Below are 13265 nucleotides of genomic sequence, written 5' to 3'. Positions count from 1 at the left end.
CAATGTTACGAGACGATCACGTAGTGACTCATGTGTTCGCCGTCACAGACGGCGAGGCCGTGGCACACGCCCAGTACGCCGCGCAGCGCCCCCTCATCACACATAGCGTCCCCTTCGGGTGTCTCCTAGGCTCATAGCAGGGCACCCGCGTGGGGACACTGCTTCTTCAGGGGCGTTCCAGGAAGTACAGGAAGGGAGCCCACCATGGCCGTAGACCCCACTGAACCCGAGACGTTCGAGGACGTCGACGAGCTCGAGGACCTCAGGGAGCTCGAGGAGGACGCCGTCGAGCTCGACGTGGAGGCCCCGGAGAACGACGCCGCCGAACAGCACAGGGAGGTTGCCCCGCCGCCACGGGACGAACCCCTGACGGAAGAGGAGATCCTGCGCGCCAACGAGGCGGACCTCGTGGAGCAGAAGCGCGCCGTCGCCATCGACGACGACGACTATCGGTGAGTGCCGTGAGTATCCGTGGGTGTGTCGGTGAGTATCCGTGAGTAGCGAATTCAGCTGAGACGATCACATCAGGTGAGAGGACGCGTGTGCGAGGCGATGGAGCGCGTGCCGCCGGCCGGCATCAGGGCGCCGATCGGCCCGCCCTGGCTCCCTCCAGCGCGTTCCATGGCACTTTCGCCACTGTCCGGTCCGTGAAATTCTGCGTTCGCACCGCGCACAGCACGGTTACCGAAAAGTACGATGGCCGGGCGGCGCATACCGCATGTGGACGATTTTGGGAGGCGGCGTGACAGCCATCGAGCAGACAGAGGCAGCACGCCCGCGGGGCACTCGCCTGCCGCGCCGTGCCCGACGCAACCAGCTGCTGGGCGCCGCGCAGGAAGTCTTCGTGGCGCAGGGCTACCACGCGGCTGCGATGGACGACATCGCCGAGCGCGCCGGCGTCAGCAAGCCGGTGCTCTACCAGCACTTCCCGGGCAAGCTCGACCTCTATCTGGCCCTGCTGGACCAGCACTGCGAGGCCCTGCTGCAGGCCGTGCGGAAGGCCCTGGCCTCGACGACCGACAACAAGCAGCGCGTACGCGCCACGATGGACGCGTACTTCGCGTACGTCGAGGACGACGGTGGAGCGTTCCGCCTGGTCTTCGAGTCGGACCTGACGAACGAGCCCGCCGTACGCGAGCGCGTCGACAAGGTCACGAACGAGTGCGCGGAGGCCATCTGCGACGTCATCGCGGAGGACACCGGCCTGTCGCGGGCCGAGTCGATGCTGCTGGCCTCGGGTCTCGGCGGCCTCGCCCAGGTGGTGGCGCGCTCCTGGCTGCACAGCGACCGCAGCGTGCCGCGCGACCAGGCGGTCCAGCTGCTGACCTCGCTGGCCTGGCGGGGCATCGCGGGCTTCCCGCTGCACGGCAGCGAACAGCACCACTGACTGAGCCGTACGGCGGGTTGTTCCCGTCGGCTGTTCGCTCCTGGCGTGCTGGAGCGGAGCGTGGACGTCCCCTCACCGGGCTAATGTGTGCTGGTACGGCGCGGACGGCCGCGCACATACTGACCGTCGGAGGGACAAAGCCGTGGAGGTCAAGATCGGCGTGCAGCACGCGCCCCGCGAGATCGTTCTGGAGAGCGGTCAGACTGCCGAGGAGGTCGAGCGCGTCGTGGCTGAGGCACTGGCCGGCAAGTCGCCACTGCTGAGCCTCATGGACGAACACGGCCGCAAGCTCCTGGTCCCGGCCGACCGCCTCGCGTACGTGGAGATCGGCGAGCCGGCCCCGCGCAAGGTGGGCTTCGGCACGGTGTAGCTCCGGACGGAGCAGTGGGAGGGGCCCGATGGCGAGTGTCATCGGGCCCCTCCCACTTCTGCGTTCCCCTTCCACTGCTGTGTCCCGGCCTGCCTCCCCTCGGTCCGGCGCGCACAGATGGACTACATCTCGTACACAGAGGAGGATTGTGTTCCGCGCGCCGCGGGTAGGACCGGCTACGACCGATTTGCCCAGGCAGCAGCCGTGCGGGAGGAAACCTCACATGGTCTTGGAAGCGCTCGGCTCCGCCGTCCTCGGGCTCGCCCTGGCTTGGGCCGCCGCGCACCGACTGCCGCACCGGCTGCCCGCCCGGGCCCTGGTGCTGTCGACGGGCGTGGCCGGGGCCCTCTTCGGCGCGTTCGTCACCCACAGCGCGGTGCGCTCGGCGAGTCTTCTGGTGATCCTCGTCGGCGCGCTGGCCGTCTCCGCCGCCTCGCTGTCGCTGCTGCTGCGGCCCGCGGAAAGATTTCGCCGCCGCTCGGCGACGGCCTGAGGCCGGACGCCGGGCACCACGACGCCCGGAGCATCCCTGACGAGACACCCCGGGAACGGCGACGGTGGCATCCGAGGCTGCGACCTCGGTGGCGCGCCCGTCAGGGACGGTGACCTGGGGCAGGACCCGGGTGCCGATCGGCCCGTACGGCGACCGCGATGACTGCGGCGGCCCCGTGTCCCCGGGGCCGCCGTCGTCGGCGGGCCGCTGTGGAACGGTTCAGGCGGCCAGCCCCAGGGCCGCCATCCGCTTGGTGTGCGCCTCGGTGATGCGCGAGAACATCCTGCCGACCTCGGCGAGGTCGAAGCCGTCCGCGACACCGCCGACCAGCATCGTCGACAGGGCGTCCCGCTCCGCGACCACGCGCTGCGACTGCGACAGGGCCTCGCCCATCAGCCGGCGCGCCCACAGCGCGAGCCGCCCGCCCACACGCGGCTCGGCGTCGATCGCGGCGCGCACCTTCTCCACGGCGAAGCTCGCGTGCCCGGTGTCGTCGAGCACGGCGAGCACGAGCCCGCGTGTGTCGGCGTCGAGCCGGGCCGCGACCTCACGGTAGAAGTCGCTGGCGATCGAGTCGCCCACGTACGCCTTGACCAGCCCCTCCAGCCAGTCCGAGGGCGCCGTCTGCTTGTGGAAGCTGTCGTACGCCGCCACGAACGGCTCCATGGCCTCCGTCGGCTCGACCCCGATCTCGGTGAGCCGGCCCCTGATCCGCTCGAAGTGGTGGAACTCGGCGGACGCCATCTTCGCCAGCTCCGCCTTGTCCGTGAGCGTGGGCGCGAGCTTCGCGTCCTCCGCGAGCCGTTCGAACGCCGCCAGCTCCCCGTAGGCGAGCGCGCCGAGGAGGTCCACGACGGCGGCGCGGTACTGGGGGTCGACGGAGGCCCTCGCCCAGTCCTGGGCGGCGACCGAGGTGGTGTCGGCGGATGCGTCGGGGGCGTTGTCAGGCGTCGTCATGAAGCGCACAATAGCTCGCTCACCGTGCCTCGGAAGTCCCTGGTCAATCAGTGTGACGACGACTACGTGACCGAATCGGCCATCGCGACTGCGCGAATCCGGGGTATGGTGGTAATGCGCCTGCTGAGTACTTCGACGTATCTCGACAGGCTGCATGCATGAGGATGCCCGGTCGGTGGCCCGATCGGCTCCGACCCGACAGCCCTCCTCGCCCGTACGGCACTGTGCGTACGGCATCCGGAGGGACCCTCAGCGGTACGAGCGCTGGAGCGTCGGCGTGGTCCCGTGCCACAGGCCCGTCCCCCAAGCAGGCCGACGTCATCCGCACGGTCACGACCCCCGCGCTCGCCTCGCATCGCGCACACAGAAGAGGCAGCACCCTGACTACGACTTTTCGAGATCTCGGAATCCTTCCCGAGACGGCCGAGGCCCTGGAGGCCGTCGGCATCATCAATCCCTTCCCCATCCAGGAGATGACGCTCCCCGTAGCCCTCTCCGGAACCGACGTCATCGGCCAGGCCAAGACCGGCACCGGCAAGACGCTGGGCTTCGGCCTCCCGCTCCTTGAGCGCGTCACCGTCCCCGTCGACGTCGAGGCGGGCCGCGCCAAGCCCGAGGCACTCACCGACGCCCCCCAGGCGCTCGTCGTCGTCCCCACCCGCGAGCTGTGCACGCAGGTCACCAACGACCTGCTCACCGCGGGCAAGGTACGCAACGTACGCGTCACGGCGATCTACGGCGGCCGGGCGTACGAGCCCCAGGTGGAGGCCCTGAAGCGGGGCGTCGACGTGGTGGTCGGCACCCCCGGCCGGCTCCTCGACCTCGCCGGCCAGAAGAAGCTCAACCTGAAGCACGTCAAGTGCCTGGTCCTCGACGAGGCCGACGAGATGCTCGACCTGGGCTTCCTGCCCGACGTCGAGAAGATCATCAACATGCTTCCGGCCAAGCGGCAGACCATGCTGTTCTCGGCCACCATGCCGGGCGCGGTCATCGGTCTGGCCCGCCGCTACATGTCGCAGCCCACGCACATCCGCGCCACCGCGCCGGACGACGAGGGCGCGACCGTCGCGAACACCAAGCAGTTCGTCTACCGCGCGCACTCCATGGACAAGCCGGAGATGGTCGCCCGCATCCTGCAGGCCGAGGGCCGTGGACTGGCGATGATCTTCTGCCGGACGAAGCGTACGGCGGCCGACATCGCCGAGCAGCTGCAGCGGCGCGGCTTCGCGTCGGGCGCGGTCCACGGTGACCTGGGCCAGGGCGCGCGCGAGCAGGCCCTGCGGGCCTTCCGCAACGGCAAGGTGGACGTCCTCGTCTGCACCGACGTGGCCGCGCGCGGCATCGACGTCGAGGGCGTCACGCACGTCATCAACTACCAGTCGCCCGAGGAAGAGAAGACGTATCTGCACCGCATCGGCCGTACGGGCCGCGCGGGCGCGTCGGGTACGGCGATCACGTTCGTCGACTGGGACGACATCCCGCGCTGGCAGCTGATCAACAAGGCGCTGGACCTGGGCCTCGGCGACCCGGTGGAGACGTACTCCACCTCGCCGCACCTCTTCGCCGACCTCGGCATCCCCGAGGGCACGAAGGGTGTGCTGCCGCGTTCCGAGCGCACGCGTGCGGGGCTCGCGGCGGAGCAGCTGGAGGACCTCGGCGAGACGGGCGGCCGAGGGCCGCGCGGCCGCCGTTCCTCGGGCCCGTCCGAGGAGCGCGAGCGTCCGGCCGGTACGCCGCGCCGCCGCCGTCGTACGCGGGGCGGGGCGGCGCTCGATGTGCCGGCCGCCGCGGACCGCACCGAGACGGACGAGGCCGTGGAGCCGCGTACGCCGCGCCGCCGTCGCCGTATGCGCGGCGGGGTGCCGGCGGAGCCGGTCACGACGGTGACCGAGACGACGGAACCGACCGCGCCGGCCGCGGAGGCCGCCGTGGACACCGTGGAGGCCGCCGAGGCCAAGCCGCGCCGCCGACGGACCCGCAAGGGCGAGGAGACGGCCCCGGCCGCGACCGAGACCCCGGCTGCCGCCGAGGCCGCCGTGGACAGCGCGGAAGCGGTGGAGGCCAAGCCGCGCCGACGGACCCGCAAGGCCGCGGAGACGGCCCCGGCCGAGGCGGAGGCGACTGCCGCCGAGGGTGTGGTCGACACCGCCGAGGCGGTGGCGAGCAAGCCCCGACGCCGCACCCGCAAGACGGCGGAGGCGCCCGTGCAGACGGCGGACGCTCCCGTCCAGACGACGGAGGCCACCGCCGAGACGGCGGAGGCCGAAGCCCCGGCGAAGCCCCGACGCCGTACCCGCAAGGCCGCGGACGTCGCGGTCGAGACGGCCGAGGGCACCACGGCGCAGGCCGAGACCCCGGCCAAGCCGCGCCGCACCCGCAAGACCGCGGAGCCCACTCCGGCCGAGGCCACCGTCGACACCGCGGAAGCCGCCGAGACCAAGCCCCGGCGCCGCACCCGCAAGACCGCGGAGCCCACTCCCGCCGAGGCCACCGTCGACACCGCGGAAGCCGCCGAGACCAAGCCCCGGCGCCGCACCCGCAAGACCGCGGAGCCCACTCCCGCCGAGGCCACCGTCGACACCGCGGAAGCCGCCGAGACCAAGCCCCGACGTCGCACCCGCAAGGCCGTGGCCGTGGTCGTCGACGCCGGGATTCCCGCGCAGGCCACCGAGGAGCCCGAGGTCAAGCCTCGGCGCCGTACCCGCAAGGCGACGGTGGCCGCGGAGGCGGAGATCCCGGCCCAGACGGACGAGGCGGCGGCCAAGCCGCGCCAGCGTACGCGCAAGGCCGCGGAGCCTGCCGAAGGCTGATCCGACGCTCGTTCGATGGCCCGCCCCCACATCCCGTGGGGGCGGGCCATCGGCGTTTCCTCCGTCTCCGTACACCGTGATGTCACCCGGCCCCACCCGCATCCCGTCCCAACCGCCCGGTAACCTCGCCCCATGAGCCGTCCCCCGACCTTCACCCCGCCCCCCGGCGTCCGGGCCCACCGGCTCGTAACGGAGCGCGGGGAGTTCGCCGTTCTGGAGGCGGCCCCGGTGTCACCGACGGTCAACGGGACCGCCCTCCTGCTCCCCGGTTTCACCGGGAGCAAGGAGGACTTCATCCCCCTGCAGCCGCTCCTCGCGGCGGCCGGGTACCGGACGGTCGCCGTGGACGGGCGGGGGCAGTACGAGTCCCCCGGCCCCCGGGACGACGAGGCGCCGTACGCGCAGAGCGAGCTGGCCCGGGACGTGCTCGCGCAGGCGCGGGCCGTCGGCGGTCCCGTGCATCTGCTGGGGCACTCCCTGGGCGGCCAGATCGCTCGTGCCGCCGTCCTCCTCGACGCCTCCCCGTTCGTCTCGCTCACCCTGATGGCCTCCGGACCGGCCCAGATCTCCGTCCCCCAGCAGCAGCGCGTCAAGCTGCTGCGCGACGCCCTCGCCGTACTGGACATGGCTCAGGTCTGGGACGCCATGCAGGCCATGGATCCTCCGGAGGAGGCCGACACCCGCGCACTCGACGAGGGACTCTCCGACGGCGAGGAGCTGCGCCGCCGCTGGCTCGGCAACAGCCCTGCCCAGCTGCTCGCCACGGGCCGTCAGCTGTGCGAGGAACCCGACCGCGTGGAGGAACTGGCCGCCGTCGGCCTGCCCGTGCACGTGCTGTCCGGGGACCGTGACGACACCTGGCCCATCCCCCTCCTGGACGACATGGCCGACCGGCTGGACGCGCACCGCACCGTCGTACCGGACGCGGAGCACTCCCCCAACACGGACCAGCCCGACCACACGGCCCGTGCCCTCGCCGCCTTCTGGGACCGGCTCCCCCAGCCCGCGCCATCCCCGGGGACACGGTCGTAGCCCGGCGCAGTCGGTCCGAGGCTGCCCAGGCGGCCTGGACCAGGGGCCCCTCTGCGACGGATCTCAGTGGCGTCGCGACGGGGATCCGTCACAAGCGCCCTAGTACTGCGCCTGCAGGTGCTCCCAGAAGCCGTCCCGCAGCGCGCGCCGCAGATCGGACTGGCCGCGCAGCGAGTACTGCAGCAGGCCCTCCGCCTCCACCAGCAGGTCCTGGTCGATGGAGCCGGGCAGATACGGGTGTCCGGTGAGCAGTTCCGCCATCGCCTCCCGGCCACGCGCCACCAGCCACTTCGCCGCGATCTGGGCGCCCACGAAACGGACGTCCTCGCGGGTGGGACGGGCCGCCGACGACGGCTCGTAGCTCGCGGCCGTCCGCCGGGTCACATACGGCTTGAAGAAGTCGAGTTCGAAGGTGCGCTGGCTGTCGACCTCCCACAGCAGCGGCTCCGCCTGGTTGCGGCCCTCGGGTGCCTCGATGCCCCACAGGTGCACGCGCGCCCCGTAGCCCTGCGCCGCCTCGACCGCCGACACCAGGTCCTCGTCGCCGCCGATGAGCGCCGCGTCGCTGATCGCGCGGTGCCGGGCGAGTGACTCCAGATCGGTTCTGATGAGGGAGTCGACGCCCTTCTGCTGGTTGTTGGCGTTGAGGTTGCCGAGCCGCACCTTCACATCCGGAAGCTCGGCGATGGACTGCTGTTCCGCCGTGTGGATGCGGCGTCTGGCGCCGTCGTACCAGTACACGCGCAGCAGCCGGCTGTCCGCGAAGATGGTGCGCGCCTTGTCGATCAGGGCGTCGATCAGCCCTTCGGCGTCGAGGTCGAAGGCCCGGCGGTCCTCCGTACCGGCCACGAGCCGTCCCGCGGCCGCATACAGATAGCCGGCGTCGACGAAGATCGCATGGGTCGAGGGCGTCTTCGCCACCTCGGCGAGCATGCGCTGGAGCAGCTCGTTCGTGCGGTCGATGCGGGCGCCGAGCCCCGCCAGGTCGTCGTTCATATGCCTCCATTGTCCCGGCGGTCACGCTGCGAACACAACCGGTCCCGATCAGTGCACCATGAACGCATATCACACCGATTCAGACCTCTTACCGGCCAGTAATTAGCGACTCGAAAAATTTCCTTAGCGTAGGGAATGTTTGTAACAAGCATCCCGTTGAATCCATACAGGAACGCCGGGCACCGTCGCCCCGCGCTCCACCCACCAGTAGTTCTCCGCAGGAGGATGACCAGACGAAGGGAGAAGCCTGTGCGCTTCGAAATCATGCGCCTCGACGACGTCGACGGTACGCCCGTGGACACCACCGTTGTGGACGCCGCCTCCGTCAAGCAGATCGTTCAGCAGGCCGCCGCCATCGGGCAGCGTCTTTGGATCCGCCCGGCCGACACGTCCGCGTCGTAACGGGTCGCGCGACGTTCTCAAGACTTGGGAGCCCCGTACGGCATCGATGCCGTACGGGGCTTCGTGCGTACCGGGGACCGCCGCGGCGCTCAGGCTCCGTGCACGACCTGGGTGACCCCGTTGATGATCTGCTGCACGGCGATCGCGGAGAGCATCATGCCCGCGAGACGGGTCACCAGGACCACGCCGCCGTCCTTGATCACCCTGATGATCAGCAGCGAGTAGCGCATGACCAGCCACAGCACGATGTGGATGGCGAGGATCGCCGTCCACACGGACACCTGGGTGCCCACGCTGCCGGCCTTCTGGACCGCCAGGATCACCGAGACGATCGCGCCCGGTCCGGCCAGCAGCGGCATGCCGAGCGGCACGAGGGCCACGTTGACGTCCTTGGTCTGCTTGGGCTCGTCCGTCTTGCCGGTCAGCAGGTCGAGGGCGATCAGCAGGAGCAGCAGCCCACCCGCGATCATCAGCGCGGGCACGGAGACATGCAGATAGTTCAGGATCTGGTGGCCGAGCAGGCCGAAGACGGCTATGACGCCGCCGGCGACACAGACGGCCTGGAAGGCCATCCGCCTCTGCACCTTGGCGGGGCGCCCCGCGGTGAGCGCCAGGAAGATCGGGGTGATCCCGGGGGGATCCATGATCACGAAGAGGGTCAGGAAGAGGGAACCGAAGACGGCGACGTCGAACATGGGGGCCTTGCGGAGAGGAACGGGCGAGCAGACGACAGCGGGCGGGCCGCGGCCGCGGGGACGGTCGGTGCGCCGGGAGGCGCGCGACGGCGGGGCACGGCGGCGGGCGCCGGGTGCCCCCGGAAGCAGAAGCAGGGGGAACGCAGAGGGAACGCAGGGGAACTACGACAGGGTCAGGCGCTGCGGCGTCCGCCGGTCCCCGGCACCGGGAACGCCCCGGTGGCCCGCCGGATGATCTCCCCGTACACCTCGGGGTCGGTGGTGTGTTCCCCGAGCACGCACGTCTTGCGGCTGCCGTGGTAGTCGGAGGAGCCCGTGGCCAGGAGCCCGAGCTCGTCGGCCAGCCCGCGCAGCCGTGCCCGGGTCGCCGGGTCGTGGTCCATGTGGTCGACCTCGATACCGTCGAGCCCGGCGGCGGCGAGGTCCGCGATGGCGGACTCCGGCACGGTCCGGCCGCGCTTGACGGCGGCCGGGTGCGCGAAGACGGTGACCCCACCCGCGGCCTTCACCAGCCGGATCGCCTCGAAGGGGTCGGTCTCGTGCTTCTCGACGTACGCGCGCCCGCCGTCGGCCAGCCACTGGGGCGTGAACGCGTCCGAGACGCTGTCCACGACGCCGAGCTCGACCAGGGCGGAGGCGATGTGCGGCCGTCCGACCGACCCGTCGCCCGCGATGCCCGCCACCTGCTCCCAGGTGACCGGCACGCCCAGCTCCCGCAGCTTGGCGATCATCGCGTGGGCCCGCGGCACCCGGTCGTCCCTGACCAGCTCGCGCTCGGCGAGCAGTGCGGGGTCCTCGGGGTCGAAGAGGTAGGCCAGCATGTGCATGCCGACGCCGTTCAGCCGACAGGAGAGTTCCGCGCCGGTGACGAGGGTCAGGCCCTCGGGCAGCGCGTCGATCGCCTCCGCGTGGCCGCGGGTGGTGTCGTGGTCGGTGAGAGCGACGACGTCCAGTCCGGCCGCGGCGGCGCCGCGCACCAGCTCGGCCGGGGTGTCCGTACCGTCGGACGCGGTGGAGTGGGTGTGCAGATCGATGCGCACGACACGAACTCCAAGCGGTGACCGGACGGAAGGGGACGCTCAAGGATAACGGGAGTCCCGGGTGCCCTGTCACACCCGCCGAGGGGGTCCGCCCCCTACGCTCACGGCAGGCCGCGCGTCATGCCGGATGTCACGCCCCATTGCCATGGTTGCGGAGTCACGGCTCCAGCAGGCGAGGCGACAGCGCTCCGCAGGGCAGCAGGTCCACCTCGGCGCCCGCGTCCCGCACGTCCGTCAGCACCATCTCGTCGTACATCAGCAGACCCGACTGCTCGGGCCAGACGACCGCCCACAGCCACAGGCCGCACGCCTCGCCCGCGAAGACCGCGCGGTCGTCGGGGGTGCCCGAGACATGCCACAGCGGAGTGGGGCGGCCGACGGCCAGCACCTTCGCCTGGGGCGGCTTCTCGACGTTCAGATAGGGGCCGGGGTCCGGGCCCTCGACGCCCGCGTACCGCGCACCGAGGCCGACCCCCAACTCCTCGGCGACGAGGATCAGCTCCCCGACACCGCCGAGCGGCCCGGGGCCCGAGCAGGCCACGGCGGTCGCACGGCCCCCGCTGCGGTCGTCACCGGCGTAGGCCACCCCCGTGAACAGCCAGCCGACCGGCAACGGCCACGGCATCCACACCGGCACCTTGGCGCGGTGCACCACGACGCTGAGGGCCTCGACGCTGGGCGGGATCACGGGCTGCAGCGGATGCACGTTCCCGTGCACATCGCACTGCCAGGAGTCGGCAAAGAGTCCGGGAGCCCTGACCCGGCCACCACACTTCGGGCAACTGGGTTCGCCCCTCATAGGGCCCCACGGTCCTCCCCGTCCCGCGCCGCGTCAAGGACGATCACCCGTCCGGCGTCGCCCCCTCATGCCCGCTTCACCTGCGAGAACTAGATGCCACTTGCACTATTTAGCCTCGCTAACTTAATATGTGTATACGCCAACCACCTTGTCGAGAACTGCGAGGCCACACATGAGCAGCAGCACAGGAGGACCCGCCACAGCAGCGGCCGAGGCGGACCCGTTCGACGCGGGAGCCGGCGGAATCCTGCGTCAGCCGAAGGCCGTCTGGGCAACGGCCGGCGCGTCCGTCGTCGCGTTCATGGGGATCGGGCTCGTCGACCCGATCCTGCCGTCCATCGCCAAGGGCCTGCAGGCCACGCCCAGCCAGGTCTCCCTGCTCTTCACCTCGTACTTCCTGATCACCGCCGTCGCGATGCTGGTCACCGGCTTCGTCTCCAGCCGCATCGGCGGCCGCAAGACGCTCCTCCTCGGCCTCGCCCTCGTCGTGGTCTTCGCGGGCCTGGCGGGCACCTCGGACTCGGTCGGGCAGCTCGTCGGCTTCCGAGCCGGCTGGGGCCTGGGCAACGCGCTCTTCGTCTCCACGGCCCTCGCCGTCATCGTCGGCGCGGCGGCCGGGGGCAGCGCCGCGGCGATCCTGCTGTACGAGTCCGCGCTCGGCCTCGGGATGGCGTGCGGCCCGCTGGTGGGCGCCCTGCTCGGCGACGCCAGCTGGCGCTACCCGTTCTTCGGCACCGCGTTCCTGATGGCGGTCGGCTTCCTGTGCATCACGGCGTTCCTGAAGGAGCAGCCCAGGCCCGCGCGGAAGACCTCACTGCTGGACCCGATCAAGGCGCTCGGCCACGCCGGACTGGCCTCCGCGGCCGTCTCCGCGTTCTTCTACAACTACACGTTCTTCACCGTGCTGGCCTTCACACCGTTCGTGCTGAACATGACCCCGTACAAGTCGGGTGCGGTGTTCTTCGCCTGGGGCGTGCTGCTCGCCGTCTTCTCGGTGGTCGTGGCGCCGCGCATGCAGCAGCGGTTCGGCTCCCTGAAGGTGCTCGGCGGCTCGCTGGTACTGCTCGCGACCGACGTACTGGTTCTCGGCTACGGCGACCACACCACCGCCGTCGTCTGCACGATGCTGTCCGGCGCGTTCATCGGCGTGAACAACACCGTCTACACCGAACTGGCCCTCGGCGTCTCCGCCGCGCCGCGCCCGGTGGCCAGCGCGGGCTACAACTTCGTGCGCTGGTTCGCCGCGGCTGCCGCGCCCTACCTGGCGCCGAAGATCGAGGAGTGGAGCGACATCCACGTCCCGTTCGTGGTCGCGGCGGTCACGGCGGTGGCCGGCGCGGTCGTGGTCGTCGTACGGCGGAAGGCGCTCACCCACGAAGCGGAGGAACTCCAGCCGCGGCACGCGACCGAGGACGGCGTCACGGCCTTTGCCAACTGACCGTATCCGGCCAGAGGTTGGTGAGCTTGCTCACTCCAGCGGGACGGATCGGCGGGCGGGGTCCCGCAGGTCCGTCCCGTTCGTCAGCCAGCGCTCCTGGAGGGCCTGGGCGCCGTGCACCCGCTTCCAGGCGGCCTCGTTCGGGGTCATGGGCAGCAGCGGCAGGAACCGTACCGGGTCGAGCGGCTCGTCCAGCTCCAGATCCTCGACCAGGCCGCCGGGCTCGCCGACCAGGACCGAGGTGAACGGGGCGCCGGGCCACAGCGGTTCGCCCACGTCCAGCGAGGCTCCCGGGGCGACGACCACGCCCTCCACCTGCGGGGACGCGGCGAGCACGGCGAGCGGGCGGAGCACCTTGTCGCTCTCGGCGAGGCCGGCCCGGACGGAGAGGACCAGCTCGGCGCGGGGTCCCTTGACGGGGTCGGCGAGCGCCGCCGTGGGGTCCGTCATCGGCTGGGCGGACATGCCGAGCGTGGCGTAGCGGACGAGGTCCCCCTCCTGGAAGCGCAGCACCTCGATGCGGTCCGTGCCCAGGAAGGTGACCGCGGCGCGGGCGTCCGGTTCGCCCAGCGCGGTGCGCAACCGGGCCTCGACCAGAGGAAGAACATCAACCATGCGGCGAGCATAGAACTCGTCAGCACGGGGCAAAGCAGCACCTTGACACTTCAGTCGGCTGATACTCTTGCCCGGTGGTTCGGGGCAGCACGCGCAAGCGTCGCGGATCGGCCCCGACGCCGATGAGACTCCCTCACGGGGGACCGGCCGGAGGAGGTGGGGCTGCTATGGATCGAAGTCGACCGTGCAGTACCACCCGCTCTTCCTGCCGCTGATCCAGCTCTGGCTGGC

Annotated in this window: 14 protein-coding genes; 8 read left to right on the top strand and 6 right to left on the bottom strand. The window is 71.2% G+C overall.

Features of this window, described 5'->3' with window-relative positions:
- Nucleotides 1-204 precede the first annotated feature (204 nt).
- The 4 genes from ASC56_RS17880 (at nt 205) to ASC56_RS17865 (ending at nt 2250) form a co-directional block, all read left to right on the top strand.
- Nucleotides 205-456 carry a hypothetical protein gene (locus ASC56_RS17880; protein ID WP_055492429.1) on the top strand — a complete coding sequence of 84 codons (252 nt, stop codon included), beginning with the start codon at nt 205-207 and terminating at the stop codon, nt 454-456.
- A gap of 286 nt (nt 457-742) precedes the next feature.
- Nucleotides 743-1387: a TetR/AcrR family transcriptional regulator gene (locus ASC56_RS17875; protein WP_055492428.1), complete on the top strand. Its 645-nt coding sequence runs from the start codon at nt 743-745 to the stop codon at nt 1385-1387.
- 142 nt (nt 1388-1529) lie between these two features.
- The gene (locus ASC56_RS17870) at nt 1530-1757 is read left to right on the top strand and encodes a DUF3107 domain-containing protein (RefSeq protein ID WP_055492427.1); all 228 of its coding nucleotides are present in this window, start codon (nt 1530-1532) and stop codon (nt 1755-1757) included.
- 223 nt (nt 1758-1980) lie between these two features.
- A complete protein-coding gene (locus tag ASC56_RS17865) occupies nt 1981-2250 on the top strand; it encodes a hypothetical protein (RefSeq protein WP_055492426.1) in 270 nt (89 codons plus the stop codon).
- A 219-nt stretch (nt 2251-2469) separates the two neighbouring features.
- On the opposite strand, the gene ASC56_RS17860 is transcribed toward ASC56_RS17865, so the two are convergent.
- Entirely contained in the window at nt 2470-3207 is a 738-nt protein-coding gene (locus tag ASC56_RS17860) for a ferritin-like fold-containing protein (protein ID WP_371330094.1), read from the bottom strand.
- A gap of 473 nt (nt 3208-3680) precedes the next feature.
- Between ASC56_RS17860 and ASC56_RS17855 the strand changes: the two genes are divergently transcribed.
- Complete coding sequence (locus ASC56_RS17855) at nt 3681-6017, top strand: DEAD/DEAH box helicase (RefSeq protein WP_234376988.1); 2337 nt, start codon at nt 3681-3683, stop codon at nt 6015-6017.
- Nucleotides 6018-6149: 132 nt separating this feature from the next.
- Nucleotides 6150-7049, top strand: coding sequence for an alpha/beta fold hydrolase (locus tag ASC56_RS17850; RefSeq protein ID WP_055492424.1), 900 nt, complete (start codon nt 6150-6152; stop codon nt 7047-7049).
- A 99-nt stretch (nt 7050-7148) separates the two neighbouring features.
- Here ASC56_RS17850 and ASC56_RS17845 read toward each other — a convergent pair whose 3' ends face one another.
- Nucleotides 7149-8045, bottom strand: coding sequence for an NYN domain-containing protein (locus ASC56_RS17845; RefSeq protein ID WP_055492423.1), 897 nt, complete (start codon nt 8043-8045; stop codon nt 7149-7151).
- A gap of 249 nt (nt 8046-8294) precedes the next feature.
- On the opposite strand from ASC56_RS17845, the gene ASC56_RS39760 reads away from it, so the two are divergent.
- Nucleotides 8295-8447, top strand: a complete 153-nt coding sequence (locus tag ASC56_RS39760) for a hypothetical protein (protein WP_107309281.1) — start codon at nt 8295-8297, stop codon at nt 8445-8447.
- Between the two features lie 89 nt (nt 8448-8536).
- Here the strand turns inward: ASC56_RS39760 and ASC56_RS17840 are convergent, their stop codons facing one another.
- From ASC56_RS17840 to ASC56_RS17830, 3 genes are all read right to left on the bottom strand, one after another.
- Nucleotides 8537-9142: a MarC family protein gene (locus ASC56_RS17840; RefSeq protein WP_055492422.1), complete on the bottom strand. Its 606-nt coding sequence runs from the start codon at nt 9140-9142 to the stop codon at nt 8537-8539.
- A gap of 173 nt (nt 9143-9315) precedes the next feature.
- Nucleotides 9316-10182 (bottom strand): PHP domain-containing protein, encoded by an 867-nt coding sequence (locus tag ASC56_RS17835; protein WP_055492421.1) that lies wholly within the window; start codon nt 10180-10182, stop codon nt 9316-9318.
- A 157-nt stretch (nt 10183-10339) separates the two neighbouring features.
- Nucleotides 10340-10981 carry a DUF6758 family protein gene (locus tag ASC56_RS17830; protein WP_055492420.1) on the bottom strand — a complete coding sequence of 214 codons (642 nt, stop codon included), beginning with the start codon at nt 10979-10981 and terminating at the stop codon, nt 10340-10342.
- Nucleotides 10982-11153: 172 nt separating this feature from the next.
- Between ASC56_RS17830 and ASC56_RS17825 the strand changes: the two genes are divergently transcribed.
- The gene (locus ASC56_RS17825; protein WP_055492419.1) at nt 11154-12419 is read left to right on the top strand and encodes an MFS transporter; all 1266 of its coding nucleotides are present in this window, start codon (nt 11154-11156) and stop codon (nt 12417-12419) included.
- Nucleotides 12420-12449: 30 nt separating this feature from the next.
- Here ASC56_RS17825 and ASC56_RS17820 read toward each other — a convergent pair whose 3' ends face one another.
- Nucleotides 12450-13034 (bottom strand): suppressor of fused domain protein, encoded by a 585-nt coding sequence (locus ASC56_RS17820; protein ID WP_055492418.1) that lies wholly within the window; start codon nt 13032-13034, stop codon nt 12450-12452.
- Nucleotides 13035-13265: the final 231 nt, after the last annotated feature.

Origin of the sequence: Streptomyces sp. TP-A0356, from assembly GCF_001417775.1 — a bacterium.
Taxonomy (GTDB): Bacteria; Actinomycetota; Actinomycetes; order Streptomycetales; family Streptomycetaceae; genus Streptomyces.
Note: the sequence above shows the minus strand (reverse complement) of the source record. Positions and strands in the feature narration are given on the sequence as shown.